This is a genomic window from Haloarcula argentinensis DSM 12282 (assembly GCA_000336895.1).
GTDB classification, from domain to species: domain Archaea; phylum Halobacteriota; class Halobacteria; order Halobacteriales; family Haloarculaceae; genus Haloarcula; species Haloarcula argentinensis.
Window position 1 is genome coordinate 151,950 of sequence record AOLX01000030.1, and the last position, 14,049, is coordinate 165,998.

9 protein-coding genes are annotated in these 14,049 nt (G+C 60.4%); 2 read left to right on the plus strand and 7 right to left on the minus strand.

The annotated features are described in order from the left end of the window. Nucleotides 1-52 precede the first annotated feature (52 nt). The 7 genes from C443_RS20290 to C443_RS20320 form a co-directional block, all read right to left on the minus strand. Complete coding sequence (locus C443_RS20290; protein WP_005538810.1) at nt 53-3,895, minus strand: hypothetical protein; 3,843 nt, start codon at nt 3,893-3,895, stop codon at nt 53-55. After that, nucleotides 3,892-4,473: a BREX protein BrxB domain-containing protein gene (locus tag C443_RS20295; protein WP_005538811.1), complete on the minus strand. Its 582-nt coding sequence runs from the start codon at nt 4,471-4,473 to the stop codon at nt 3,892-3,894. The genes C443_RS20290 and C443_RS20295 overlap by 4 nt, the downstream gene beginning before the upstream one ends. Then, nucleotides 4,470-8,153 (minus strand): hypothetical protein, encoded by a 3,684-nt coding sequence (locus C443_RS20300; RefSeq protein WP_005538812.1) that lies wholly within the window; start codon nt 8,151-8,153, stop codon nt 4,470-4,472. The genes C443_RS20295 and C443_RS20300 overlap by 4 nt, the downstream gene beginning before the upstream one ends. Then, complete coding sequence (locus tag C443_RS20305; RefSeq protein WP_049944168.1) at nt 8,150-8,992, minus strand: DUF1819 family protein; 843 nt, start codon at nt 8,990-8,992, stop codon at nt 8,150-8,152. Before C443_RS20305 ends, C443_RS20300 begins: the two co-directional genes overlap by 4 nt. A gap of 84 nt (nt 8,993-9,076) precedes the next feature. Further along, nucleotides 9,077-9,313, minus strand: coding sequence for a twin-arginine translocation signal domain-containing protein (locus C443_RS20310; protein WP_005538814.1), 237 nt, complete (start codon nt 9,311-9,313; stop codon nt 9,077-9,079). A 173-nt stretch (nt 9,314-9,486) separates the two neighbouring features. Next, nucleotides 9,487-9,996, minus strand: coding sequence for a universal stress protein (locus C443_RS20315; protein ID WP_005538815.1), 510 nt, complete (start codon nt 9,994-9,996; stop codon nt 9,487-9,489). A gap of 128 nt (nt 9,997-10,124) precedes the next feature. Beyond that, nucleotides 10,125-11,273, minus strand: coding sequence for an FAD binding domain-containing protein (locus C443_RS20320; protein ID WP_080505506.1), 1,149 nt, complete (start codon nt 11,271-11,273; stop codon nt 10,125-10,127). 196 nt (nt 11,274-11,469) lie between these two features. Here C443_RS20320 and C443_RS20325 point away from each other — a divergent pair, with 196 nt between their 5' ends. After that, nucleotides 11,470-12,576: a tubulin/FtsZ family protein gene (locus C443_RS20325; protein WP_005538817.1), complete on the plus strand. Its 1,107-nt coding sequence runs from the start codon at nt 11,470-11,472 to the stop codon at nt 12,574-12,576. 360 nt (nt 12,577-12,936) lie between these two features. Beyond that, nucleotides 12,937-13,848, plus strand: coding sequence for an acetamidase/formamidase family protein (locus C443_RS20330; RefSeq protein ID WP_005538818.1), 912 nt, complete (start codon nt 12,937-12,939; stop codon nt 13,846-13,848). Nucleotides 13,849-14,049: the final 201 nt, after the last annotated feature.

Here is a 14,049-nt window from a genome sequence, read left to right on the forward strand (position 1 = left end):
CACATTTGCGAAGTAAAGATAAATAAATTCGGTGTTTTGCAACACTAGAGCGTCAATCGAGCGACTCGATCAGCACGACAGCGCCATCCGGTAGGTCATCTATCGTCTCCTGAATTCGCCGTAACTGCTCGTCCACGCCCGCAAGCACTTGTTCAGCTTCTTCGATCAATTCACCCACTCGTTCCTCACTTGGTGAGCGGATCCCCTCTACTGCATCGACGATCTCGTCGGTGATGTCGTGGTCTGGATGCTCGGACTGCAGTTCCTCGGCGAGTTCCGCAAGCCGCTCGTCGATCTTGAATGGGTTCTCCGCCGCATCGAGGAGTTGTTCTACATCGTCGACACTCGGCGGCTGCGACCGGGTGAGCATCTCGTTCACGTCGGCCGTGACTGGGTGATTCGGATGGTCTTCCGCGAGCCGTTTCGACGCGTCGCGGAGTTGCGACCAGAGCGAGGCTTCGCTACCGGGGGCTTCGAGGAGCCGCCGTGCCCGTTCGTACCGTCTGGCCTGTTGGACGACCGTCGGGTCGACGAGGGCTTCCTCGGAGAACGAGTCACCACGCCACGCCGTCTCGAAGAGATCGTAGAGGTCGTCGATGGTGACGCCGTCGAATTCGACGGCGACGCGGTCTGCGGTTTCCTTGCTGCTCCCGTCATGAGCGTAGAGCCACGTGGCGAGACTGGACACCATGCTCTCTGGCTCCTCGTCCGTCGGCGGTTCGCCCGTGATGCGTTCGTACTGCGCACGGACGACGGTACGCCTGTGCGTGTCAGCGTCTTCGAGTAGTGTTCGAAGCCGGTCGGCGGCTGGCACTTCGTCTCCGCCGACGACTGCTTGCATCTCCCCCGTAATGTCCGGACCGGGGTAGCGCCGCTTCATTTCTACTGTCCGCTGGCTGAACTGCTCCCAGAGAGACTGGCCGTCCTCGCTCGGCTGGAAGAGCTCGCTGGCCCGAGCGAACCGCTCGGACTGCTGTTCGACCGTTTCGGACGCGAAAGCATCCGTTTCAAGAGATTCGCCCTCGAGTGCGGGTTGGAGCGCTGTTTCGAGTTCGTCCAGCGAAGCGCCGTCGCCGAACTCCCTGCTGACGCCTCGAATGACGCGTTTCACCAGTACGCTGTTCTCGTCAACCCACTCGGCTAACGCAGAGAGCCACGCGTCGGGGTCGGTCCCGTCCGGCTCCTCGCCGATCAGCGTCTTGACGGTTTCCCGAATCCGCTCTGGATCGATATCGCCTATCGACTCGAAGCGGATCTGTACCTCGGTCAGGTTCGTCTTGTTTCTGACCGCCCGTCCGATCTCCTCCGGTTCGGTAATGTACTCGTCGTCCCGCCGGAGTGCGATCTCGTTGGCTGTTGCAAGCGTGATCAGCAGTGCCGAGATCGACTCCTGGGGCGTCCCGCGATACGCGCCGCCACGCTGGACAGTCTGGGTAAGCACGTCCTCAGCCCGAAGCGACTGAGTGTCCACGTACTCGTTGAGGAATTCCCGACACCAGCCGTCGGCGAGTTCGGCGCGGTCGGTATCTACTCCAAGCGTGACAGCGTCTTCGCTCGTGAGCGGCCAGTCGGCGACACCGCGGAAGAACTGTGCCATCAGCTTGGCATCGTCGACTTCCGTGATGCCGTTCGTCAGGACGAACCGCGTTCCGCTGAACACGGACTGGACTTCCGTTTGCACGACCTGATCGAACGCGTCCTCGTATCGCCCTCTCGTCCCGCCCGTCCGGACGTAGACGTCTGCTTCTTTGAGACTTTCGCGAATCGCCGATTCGAGTGCCCGCTGTTCGTCGCGGTGATCGGACTCCAGATCCGGATACGTGTCTGTCTCTTCCGAGAGCACTTCCTGCATACCCATCACGTCTCGCAGGCGATCGATCGTCGATTGCTGTAAACTGACGGCGACGAGGATATGCTCACCACCGTCCCGGCCCTCGTTCGTTGCCTGCCACGCCGCAACCTGATCGCTGACCTCGGCGTCACGGTTCGCGACCAGTCGCACACGAACGGCGTCGAACTCCGGCGTCGGTGCTTTCTCGATCGGATCGAGGACGGAGTAGCCAAACCGGAGCGGGACTTTGCGCTCTCCCTCGAAATCCACTTCGTGTCGACTGCCAGCAGAGAGCAGGCGATCGCTGCCCTCGCGAATGGAATTCTCCAACTTGGCCGACAGCCGGTGCGATGGAATCTGTTGTGCGCGGGTCTTCGCCCGCGTCAGGATATCCTCCTGTTCCTCGGAGACCAGCAGGTACTCCTCGTCGCCACGGTCGTTTGTCTCCGTCAGCACCTTCCGATCCTTGAGGAGAGCAGACAGCGCCGATTCGACGTCGTCTCGGACGGACTCGAACGACTCGTCAGTCGACGTGACCATCAGTCGGGCGAGGTTTGCCGGTGTCGATGGCACCGAGGACTGAACCTGATTCAGCAGGTACAGCGCCTTTGCCACCCGAACTGAGAACGCGTTCTCGTCGCCGCCGGCCGATGGGACGAGTTTGTTCTCGACCATCTCCTGTACCCAGAGCGGGACGTACGTCGTCTCCTCGACCAGCAGGTCGTACAGCTCGTCCCATGTGACGAGGGCACCGACCTGCTTGTCTCCCCACTCGAACCGCGTGAACAGCGATCGGACGAGGATGAGCAACGCCCGACCCTGCACGTACTCTTTTTCAGTCACGCGTCCACGCGGCATCAGTTGCTGAATCACCGTCCGGAGCAACCCGAGATCGTACTCTCGGAACGGGTACGATTCGATTGCGTCCGGATCGGCCCCGGCGATATCTGTATATGCGTCGAGTGTCAGGTCGGGCAGCTCCCGGAGCGCGGTCTCGACGGCCTGTCCGCCCTCGACATCCTTCTGCAGCCACCGTTTCCGGACGATGATCTCGGTGTCCGCGCCTTCGAGCGGTTCTTGGGCACCGTACCACGGTTGTTCCGTGACTGCCGTATCGTCGAACTCACCGTGGATACGTTCGATCGGATACTGTCCAGTCCCGATGACCGGAGGGTTAGGCCCGACGCCGAGCTCGGTCAGCGCTTCCATCGTTTCTTGGAACTCTCTGTAGCGATGGCGGCCATCGCCGATGAACAGGGCCACCTCGTCGAGCCCGATCAGCAACTCCGTCTCGGTCTCCGGCGTGCTCAGCGACGCTTGCGCCGCTTCGACGCGGTCGACGAGCTCCTCGGGATCGAACTCGTCGGGATCGACTTCCGCGATGGCGTCGTCGATCGACTGCTTGACCTCCTCCCGAGACGCGAACGGTGAGTCCTCGAGTGTCGGAACGGCGTCGTACAGCCAGCTTCGTAGTGACGCCCGCTCGTCGTACACGTCCTCGAACGTCTGTCCGTCGTGCTCGACTTGCTGTAGCCGCTCCCAGCAGTCATCGTGGTTCATGTCGAGTTGCCACGCCCATTCGAGCAGCCAGTTCGGATCAGTCGGATACCCGAGTTCGCGGCCGATTGCCTCGTAAATGAGGTAGGGGAGCGGCGGTTCTTGTGACGCGTCTCGGTTGAGGAGGTTCAGGAAGACGGGCTTCAGTCGGTCGACGTGAGAGTCGGCGACGCTCTGTCGGAACGACTGGAAACCCGGCCACCTGTTCGCCAGTTCTTCGCCGAGATCGGTAAACTCCGATTCGGTATCGGCGGCGAAGCCGATGAGTTTCAGGAGGTGTGTCTTCCCCGACCCGAACGTCGCGGAGATGTAGAGGAAACGCGGTTGCTCGTGTGGATACTTGTCGACGAGATCTCCGAGCGTAGTGAGCACGTCGCGAGCGCTGGCGGTCTCGTAGAACTCGCGGACGTCGTTTTCGGCCTGTGCTCTGGCGTTGACCTTCTGGACTTCTTCGAGTTCGCGAGTCGGTGATTGCTGGAAGATGTCGTGAATGTGTGTGTCGCTCATTGGAGATGCACCCCCTCAACCCGGCCTTCGATCTGGTGGGCTGGGTAGTAGTTGCGCGATTCCTCGCCGAAGAAGCTCAGTTTCCCACCGACGATGTCTCCGGGGAACGGAATGCCGATCGTGGACTGGACGTTGCAACGATCGAGTTCGTCGAGGAGCTCTGACGCACGCGTGAACGGGTATAGGCTGCCGAGATGCGTGAGGAGGACGACGTGTCGCTGCTCGCTTGGTGACTCGATCCTATCGAGCATACTCTCGACGAGTTCTTCCGCTAGCCGGTCTTGCATCGTCTCGGTGATCGTCGCTGGTTGGCTGTGCTTCCCGAGGTCAACTGCAAGTTCGAAGACTGCTGTTTCGACGAACAGCTCGTCTAACCGGAGGACTTGGACGGTTCCGTCATCCGGGAAATCCTTGGTACGATGTGGGTCCGTTGCCCACTCGGTGAGCTGTTCGGCGACGCGTCGCTCGTACTTCGGTTGGACGGGAACGATGACGAACGGGTTTCGGATGCCGCGTCGTCCGTCGGCGAACTGTGCGACCCGATCTGTGAAGTCTTGGAAGGGACGGTTGGTCGTCATCGGATGATCACCCCCGTTTCAGTCCGCTCGATACTGAGGTCGTGGTGTTCGACAAGCCGTTCCAGTTCGGAGTCCAGCGGTCCGCGATCCGACGGGAGAACCCCGATCGCCGCGATGTCTGTGGGAGACTGCTCCCCAACGAGTGTCTGTAGCTCTTCGAACGTATCCCGTAATTCGCCGATGTCGCTGCCTGCAACCACAGCGAGGGGTTCGCTGTCGAGGAGTGTGTTCGTCGCTCGAATGAAGTCGTCAGCCTCGGCGTTGGTCGTTCCGCTGATCACCGTCGACACCGCGTCCGAGACGTCCTCGTGCCACGATGCAGCTCGGCGGAGCGGTGTGATGTACTCGCTCTCGAAGGCCGGCCGAACGTTTGACCCGAACTCGCTCAGGGGCTGGATCCACGGATGCGCCTGTAACTCCTCGACCAATCCATCGGCTCCGGTTTCTTCCCGGAACGAGTCCCACGCGGTCTCGATCGCGTCGTCAAGCGCCGGTACAGTGGTTTGGGCGTCGTTGAACCGATCCCAGCCATCGTGCGTCCACCACTCGCCCTCGTAGTCGTCGATGCTCTCGCGAAGCGTCTGGCTGGCCGTGTCGCACTCCTCGGTCAGCCAGTCGTACGACTGCTGGGCGAGAGTCAACTGTGCGTCGATTCGTGTGAGCGCGGGCAGGCGCAAGCTCCACACCTCCTCGGCATCGTCGTACCACTCTTGGGCGTTGTTGGTTGCTTCGACGACGTCCTCCCAGTCAGTGTCGCGTGACTTGACGGCCTCTCGTCGGTCGATCGCACTCTGCTGCTCGGCTTCGAGCGCGTCCACGAACGACTCGAGAAGGATGCGAACGGCTTGCGTTTGGATGTCACTCTCGGCGACCAGTTTGACGTCCTCTACGAGACTACCGATTCGACCCGCGAGCGTGTCGTTCGCGGACTGTAGCCTGACGATTCCGTCCGGGATGGTTTCCGTCGAGTCGATGAATCCGCCCTCGCGGAGAGTTCCTCGGACATCGCCACTCTTCGCAATCTTGAGACGTGTCGTCGTCAGTTTGTTCAGATCGATGACTGCGTCGAGTTCGAGGGAGTCACCCGTTTCGTCGACGGGCAGGAAGTCCCCCTTCCGGCAGAGGCCCCAGATGATCGCACACAGCGCCGGGGGGGCGTCCTCGTAGATCGGCTTCTTCTTTACAATGCCGTCGAGGATCGTCGCCATCGCGAGGTTCCCGCCGCGTTGCTTCAACTGTCGGCCGGTGAAGGCGCGTACGTTGTTCTGGATCGACCCACCGTGCGTTTCGGGGTCTTCGGTCGCGACATCGATCTGCTGGGCCCACACAGGGAGCGGGTCCTGGGCGGAGAGGCCCCGGAGCTCCTGTAAGTGTTCGTCGCCGACTTGCAGCATTACGGGATGGAAGTCGTCGGGATAGTTGACATCGAGATACTCCTCGACTCCTGTGCCCATGCCCCCGATCTGATCGCCTCGATCCTTGATGTCGAATGCTCCGCTATTGAGGGCCCCAGCGAGTTTGCTCTGAACGCGAGCCCCGCGGTCGGAGAGGTCACGCTCGACGGACTGTGGGAGCGTATGGTCTCCGACGGCATCTCTGAGCGACCACCACTCGATGAGGCTATCTCGGAGGTCGTCGAGTCCGTCCTGTCCGATCGTCCATTCGAGCGGGTCCCCGTCGTAGTCGACGTCTGTTCCAGCGGGAGAAATTCCCTCGACGGCGACCTCGACATCGAGTGCGTCCTCAGCGTCGACCGTCGTACCGAGTTCGATCCCGTCGATACTGAATCCGTAGCGAACGGGATACTGCTCGCCGGTATCCCCGTACTCGGCCGACGTCGGCAGTGAGAGGTCGCGTACGATGTCCTCCCAGAGATACCTGTCCACGGCTTCGATGATGGACTGCCAGTCCGGATTGTCGAGGTTTTCCTCGGCGGCCTCGATGATCTCGCGCTCTTCAGGATGCGTGAACGCGTACTTCGGCCCAGTTTCGTCGTGCGTGGGGCGGATGAATTTCCGAAGCCGTTGGAGGGAATCCTCGACGCGGTTCTCCATCTGGAACTGAGTCGGGCCATCGAGGTCGCTCAACACGGCGACTGCGAGGTTCCGCTCGGACATCGGAATGGTGTCCGGGATGTGTTGGAGGAGCAGCACGGCCTTCGCGACGTCCACGTCGATCTCTTCCAGTTCGCCTGCCTCGTATTGTTCCTCAATCTCCTCGATGACGCCCACGTCCTGTGGCGTAATGTCATCGAGCTCCGGTTCGATGAGGTCGTAGAAGTCGACCAGCGAAATGACGTTGGTCTCGTTGCCGGCCTCTATCCACTCTTGGAGGAGTCCGTGGACGAGAGCCAGAATCGCTCGTGCGGTTCCCGAGAAGATCGACTTCGCCGGATCGTGTGCTTCCTGCCGGAGGTTCGAGAGGATCTCGAGGAACAGCGGTGGCTGATACGGGAGGAACGGATAGAACTCGATGAGACGCTCGCGATCGATGTTGTCGAGCGGGGGGTCGGTGTTCTGTTCGATGCCGGAGTACACGAGCAGTGTCTCGGGCTCGTTGCTGGTTCGGTCGAGGACGCGCTCCGTGCCCTCCCTCCCGGCTTCCGACTTCTTGAGTAGCCGTTGCGTCGATATTTCGCCGACGTGTCGGCTCGGCAGGCCAAACCGATGCGGGAACCGGTCCTTGACGATGCTGAAGTCGGCCCCACGAGCCGCGAACTGCGGCTGGACGTCCTCGATTTTGGCCTGTGCCGTCGCCACCAGTTGGATGTCGCCGTCGCCGGTCTCGTCGACGCTCTCCGCGAGCGTCTGCAACTCTGTGAGGCGGTCGAAATCCGTCCCGATGAAGAGACTGACCTCGTCGAGCAACAGCACGAGTTTGACTGGGCGGCCGAGTTCCGCTTCGCGGTCGCTCCGCAACTGTTCGAGGCGCTCGACCATCGCCTGCGGGTCGAGATCAGACGGCATCAGGTCGTCTAGACCATCAACCGTGCCGGTCTCCTGCTCGAAGAGGGTGGGTAGAACGGCGTCCGCGAGAGCGGTGTACTGCTGAACGTCCTCCCAGTCGTACTTCTCGGGGCTGTCAACCGTACTCCGGAGTGCCGTTTGGGTGTTGGGTGTCCGGTCGTCCCACGCGTCGGTCGTCCGGTACCAGTCCTCGAAGAAGGCGACGTCGAGCTGCGACGAGAGCCCCCCCTCGGCACCAGTGAGCCGTTTCGACGTGTGAGCACTGCGGAGGACAATCTCGCTGAAGCTCAGTTTCTTCTGGCCCTGATGCTTCAGTAGGTTCACCGAGATCGGGATGACTTCGTACTCATCGTGGATCGACGACCACGTGGATTCGAGCGTGTCCAGCTCACGACCATCGGTTAGTTGCTCCCAGACCTCATCTCGCTGTCGGAGCCATTCGCTGTCTAACAGACCACGAAGCACGCTGAGGAGGTGGCTTTTCCCGCTCCCGTAGTACCCGTAGAGCCAGTAGTTCGCACCCGACCGCATATCCTCGGAACGGCCGAGCAGGCGCGAGAAGAAGTCGGACATGAAGTCCTCGGACTCCTCCGTCACGTGGTAGGTCTCGATCGAGTCCAGCCGGTGATCCCGACCGTCGTCTTCGCGGTCGATGCGCACGGACTCCTCGAAGTCGCTCCCCACATCGGCAGCGAACCAGCCCTCGTCCGTCATACTTCGCCCTCCCACGGTTCAGCCCAGCCGTACGTGTCGTCGACCGGCTGGAGCCGTAATTCACCGTGAATCCCGCTCGCTTCCCAGTTCGGATCGTCGCTCACGCGCTCGGCCAAGGAGTCCCAGTACTGGTCCGACTGGAAGAGGTAGAGCCAGCCGGTCGGCTGGGAGAGCCAGTCGTCGCCCTGGCTCTCCCACGAGTAGCCTGATGCGACGAGTAACGGCGTCGACCCGAGATTTGGGATCTGTCCCTGCAAGGTCTGTTGAGTGTCGAGAACACCGATATCGCGCAGCACCGATCGGAGCCCCTCTCCCCACCGGCGCGTCGTCGATTCAGCGTAGTCAAACTCGCTCCCGTCCTCGTAATGGAACTCGCTCAGGAGACGCTCTAACGTCTCCTGCTCGAAGCCCAGTCCGTCGACACCGGACTCCTGCAGGCGGTCGACGTATCGATGCACCGTGTACTTCACGAGGGGATCGTCTTCTAGCAAATAGAAATACAACACCTGAGCTTTGTCACGTACCGTCTCACACTGGTCGAGTATAGAGGGGAGTTGGACAATAGACGGAAGCTTGCTACCAGCGGTCTTGAACCGCGAACTGAGAGCGCGGTAGATTCCTTTCGAACTCCCACGCGTGCTACGCTCGTCAAATCGCTCTTCGATCCACTTCTCTTCGACAACCGTCCAGTCCCGATGGTGGGCATACAGTCGAGCAAGCGTCTCCGCTCTATCAACGAGAAGCCCGCATTTAGTGAGAACCATCGTCACTTCGTCGTCAGAAAATGTCGAGTCGAGCGACGGTAGAGAAGCACCCCTCCCGTCGGTGCGGAGAGTCATATATCATCTCGAACCAGCCACACCACTTAGTTGATAGGGAAAAGCGAACCGGGAACGTCTGGCAACCCGGGCGTTCAACCTCGGTTAGCAGGTCACGTCTTCGGCTGGGTCAGGAACGGTCTTGGATATCTGTAGCGCCCACACCCCGGACTCCTTCTGTTCGACGGCCACCCGTGGCGGTGCCGAGGTAAGATCTTCGAGAGTTCCGCTGACATCGCCCGGGCGGGTGTCAGTTACGAGATGGAGCGACGCACCGGGAGCGGGCGCGCCGACCGTCCCCGCGCCCGCCGCGGTCAGGAAGTCGCGCCGTGACAGCTGCACCGGTCATCACTCCGTTGGACAGCGCGTATTTGCATACGTGGGACCCACGCTTTGCTAAGTGAACGATACCACAGGTCTCAATTGGTGAGACAGAGTGCGAAGATATTCGGCGAAAAAGCGTCCAAAGACGCGCTTCTGTTTTCAATACTTGTTTTGCTGAACGACTGCCGTTCCTATTCCGGGAGATAAAAATCGGATTTCGGCTGTCTGTGCGGGGACGTGTTCCTGAGCTTGGCAATCTTGGACGGGTTGCGATGTCGAACGATGACAACGTCGTAGGCATCGTCCGAGGCAATCGACCCGCCAACACTGCTGATGCTTGTAACGAGATGACCGGCGTTTTCGCTTCCGATGAATACCATTGAGGCGTCTTCTCTCTTGGCCATCTTACGGATAGCTTTCGCTACAGCCCCAGCCGGCGCGTATCGATCTACGACTGTATGTCGGAAATCCGAACTCGGACACAGGTCCATCACCTGTTCGTGCAGTGAGGTGACGACCGTCTCCAGATTGAAGTCCTCGTTGGGCCCGATCCAGTCGTGTTCCCGAGCGTACTTGGCATTCCCATCCCGGATGACACTGACGGCCAGCACATCCTCTTCGAAGACAGTGCCGAACTCCGTCGCCCGGACGAGTGCTGCCTCGGCTAGTTCGGAACCGTCGAACGGCACAACGAGGGTCATATGCTGACTAGCAGAGCAGCAGACAAGTAACACGCCGTCCATTCTTACAACGCGGGAAGACAGCGCCAGAATCTAAGAGTCAGTACCGAACCTATACCCGAGAGAACCGCACGCAGAACGGTAGTCCATCAACTCCCAAGTGACAACCGTTCGTCGCCCATTCGCTTGCCCTGCGCAACGAGACGCGCTCCGTAGTTGGTCCGGGCATCATCCCAGGACGCCAGTGCGTCTCCAAGGGAACTGTGGCGGTCGAGAGCGGCTTTTAGCTCGACGGCATCACTCGCCGCCTTCGAAGTGCCAGCGGCTGTGTGCGGGCGGGCGACGAACGCCGCATCACCGAGCAGACAGACTCTATCGACTGTCATCTGGGGGATTTGCAGATCGTAAATCGCCTGCACGAAGGGTGCTGCTGTTGTTGCAACGAGGTCGGTAAACACGGGCGGCAGTATCTCGGCTGCCCGCTCGCGCTGGCGAGTTTCGACTGGGCCTCGGAGCTGCCCTGGCGACACGCTGAACTGCTTGCTTGCCCCTGTTGTGTCGGTGAAGATCGTCTCACGCTCTCGCCCGGAGAGCGTATCGTACCAGACCCAGTTGAGACGGCGGCCACCGGAGGCGGTGCTGCCGTCTTCGCCGGGGATGAAGTACGCAAGAATGAGCATTTGTTCCCCCTGATAAAAGGTGAAACGGCCATCGAACGCGTCGATAACTGTGTCCGACAGGTCCGCTTCCGGGACGACACCACGCCAGGCGACGTAGTCAGCAAACTCCGGGTCGGTGTCGGGAAACAGTTGCGCACGGGCTGTAGACCGCCCGCCGTCGGCAGCGACGACCAAGTCGGCGGTGGTCCGATCCCCGTCGGCGAATCTAACCGTGCCGTCTGTGGCCCTGACGCCCGTGACAGTCCGACCGGTGTGGTACCGGTCGTCCGGGAACGCCGCTCGCAACTGCCGATAGACGGCGTCCCAGGAGGTGAACACCATTGAATCTGGTGTCGATGTCCGTACATCGCCGTCAGCGGTCAGAAAGCGCCGCTCACTGGCTCGGGTGGTTATGCGCGCTGGGTCGACGATGTCGTGGTGCGAGAGGAACCGGCGGATTGACTGCTGGGCGACGATGCCGCCGCCGCGACTTCGCAGGTCGCCGGCCGATTGCTCGGCGATAGTTACCTCGTGGCCTGCACTACCGAGAGCGATGCCGGTAAACAGGCCACCCATCGATCCGCCGGAGATAGTGACAGACAGGGAATCGGATGGCTCGTTGGCGAGGGCCTGAGACACGCCCTCTCTCAGCGCTTGCCGCATGAAAAGCCTCTGGTCCGACGGATACTGGTGGTCTGGCACAGGGACACCAGACAGAGGAACCGCTAACGAAGCTCGCTCCCTGTTTTCGATTGTACCTCATTATGCGATGAGGTTCCGGTGGGGCCTCGTACCGAGTCGGATTATTAATATCAGTCTACACTAAATGCGACGTATGCGAGTCGCGGCAGTCGGAATCGGTGGTGCTGGAGGCCGGATCGTCGAGCGGCTGTGGCAGGACAACGACCGCCGCGAGACGACGTATCTCGGCGCGGCCTGTGCCCTCGACACGGACACCGAAGCGCTCACTGAACTCGACGCACTCCCGAACGACCGTCGGCACGCCTTCGGCCTCTCCGAAACAAACGGGAGCGGAACGAACGGGGACCGGACGAACGGTGCCGCCGCCATCGAAGACGAACGGCTCGAAGTGCGCCGGGCAATAGACGAATTGGTAACGAGCGATATCGACGCCATCGTCCTCGTGGCCGGGCTTGCGGGCGGGACGGGCAGCGGCGCCACGGCCCACGTTGCCGACGCACTCAGAGAGGTCTACACGATCCCAGTCTACTGTCTGTCGGTGTTGCCCACCGGCAGAGACGACGAAGCAGCCGCGAACACCATCCAAGCACTTCGAGCGCTGGAAGCGACCGTCGACGGGAAGATACTGTTCGATAACGAAGCGTGGCTCGGGAGCGGGCAGACAGTCGATGAGGCCGCCGAGACACTGAACGAGACGGTCGTGACGCGGCTGGGGGCGCTGTTCGCAGCAGGTGAGGCGACGGCATCCGAGGCAGTCGGCCAGAGTGTCGTCGACGCCAGCGAAATAATCAACACCCTCTCAGACTCGGGTTTCACGGTGCTTGGCTACGCCAGTCAGGACCTGCAATCGGCCGATGGCGGGGGTGACGGAACAGTCATAGACCAGCTCAAGAACCGTTTTCTCGGCGATAGCTCAGACGACGTCGACGAAATCGAGGCATACAACGCCGTCGAGACGACACTTCGCCGAGCGGTCCGTGGCAAACTGACGGCCCAGTGCGAGCTGGACTCGGTCGATAGAGCCCTGGCCGTGTTTGCCGGGCCGCCCGCGTGGTTGATCCGGGATGCCGTTACCGACGGGCGGCGATGGCTCACTGAAGAACTCCAGTCACCAGAGGTGCGAAGCGGCGATATGCCGACGCCCGGTCGAAACACGTTGTCGGTTCTGGTCGTACTCAGCGGCGTTTCAGAACTGCCACGGCTGGTGGAACTCAAAACACTGATCGACGAATCGGAATGAGACGGCCTGTTAGATTCTCGCGTGAATACACGCTAGCTTCAGCAAATCATCGTGGGGCGGGGACCATGCGAGTGGCACTGTCGAGTGGCAACCGTCCGTGCAGCTACACGTCAACTGACAACCACGGACTCTACCAGTCGCGACTTTCTTCGCTCGCATCGTCTGACCTTCGAAGGCAAGTCGATGGAGCGTCCCAGTTTAGCGATAGCCGGAGACTGCTTCTCGGCGCGTGGCCATGTCGTTCATTTTGATCGATTCTCGTGGGACTGGAGTCAGATGGACCGAAGTACCGAAAAATCGAGCTAACGCAGATTTCACTCAAATAGATTTATAAGTGACAGTTTTCAACGAAATCGTACGATGGCACGGACTGTCATATCATACAAAGATGGCCATGTCTACGAGTTCGCTCCGAATATGGAACCGCTGTATACGGCTGCAGATGGGGAATCACTCACGTTTGAAACCATCGATAGCCTGAACAAAGCCGTTCAGTCAGACGCTGATCTGATGGATGCGATCCCTGAAGAAGTGAACGCGGCTACAGGGCCGGTCGCTGTTGAGGGAGCCACACCCGGCGATGTCCTCAAGGTTGAGATCGAAGACGTACGACTCAACGAGGACTTGGGTCGCGTAATTACGGCACCGGGGTTTGGACTCCTGCAGGATCACGAAAACATCGAACACCCAGCGACGCGCGTGACGGAGATAACTAACGACGGTACGTCACTCTCGTTCAAGGATATGGAGATCCCAGTTGACCCTGTCATCGGGACCATTGGCGTGGCAACATCCGAGGAAGCAATGTCGACGTTGACGCCACACGACCACGGCGGAAATCTCGATACGACGGATATGACCACCGGGACGACAGCCTATTTTCCGGTGTTCCAAGACGGTGCGATGTTAGCGATGGGTGATTCGAAGGCTGCGATGGCAGACGGTGAAATGTGTGGTACTGGTGCCGAAATCGGAACCGAAATCGACGTCACCGTCTCAGTAATCGCGGACGCTGCTGTCGATCTTGAGCGCCCACTCGTCGACACTGGTGACGCGTGGAAGACGGTTGCAAGTGCCGAAACGATGGAAGATGCGGTCAAGATGGCAAACGAGGACCTCATCGAATTACTCGCTGCCGAACACGAGTACACGCTGACCGACGCCTACCTCTTTTCGAGCCTCGTTGGCGGCCTCGAAATCAGCCAAGTCGTCGACCCACTCGTTACTGTGCGCAACTCAATTCCGAACGAATATCTCTCAAATCCGTTCTAACTATCGCAGCGAGTCAGTCCTGTTGGTACTTAGCGGGACGTCAATTTCAATGGGGACACTCATCTGGATAGTGGATCTCTACTCGCCCTGCTACCGATATTCCGCAAACTAGTGGCGCTGAACCCGGTGTAATCGCTAAACGAACTCGCGACCTTCCAGAACCGACAGCTTCTGCTATCGGTACCCTGCCAAGAAGCAAAC

What these genes read in the sequence shown, in the direction of transcription:
- C443_RS20290 (WP_005538810.1), bottom strand. Translation starts at nt 3,895, where the DNA reads ATGAGCGACACACACATTCACGACATCTTCCAGCAATCACCGACTCGC.
- C443_RS20295 (WP_005538811.1), bottom strand. Translation starts at nt 4,473, where the DNA reads ATGACGACCAACCGTCCCTTCCAAGACTTCACAGATCGGGTCGCACAG.
- C443_RS20300 (WP_005538812.1), bottom strand. Translation starts at nt 8,153, where the DNA reads ATGACGGACGAGGGCTGGTTCGCTGCCGATGTGGGGAGCGACTTCGAG.
- C443_RS20305 (WP_049944168.1), bottom strand. Translation starts at nt 8,992, where the DNA reads ATGACTCTCCGCACCGACGGGAGGGGTGCTTCTCTACCGTCGCTCGAC.
- C443_RS20315 (WP_005538815.1), bottom strand. Translation starts at nt 9,996, where the DNA reads ATGACCCTCGTTGTGCCGTTCGACGGTTCCGAACTAGCCGAGGCAGCA.
- C443_RS20325 (WP_005538817.1), top strand. Translation starts at nt 11,470, where the DNA reads ATGCGAGTCGCGGCAGTCGGAATCGGTGGTGCTGGAGGCCGGATCGTC.
- C443_RS20330 (WP_005538818.1), top strand. Translation starts at nt 12,937, where the DNA reads ATGGCACGGACTGTCATATCATACAAAGATGGCCATGTCTACGAGTTC.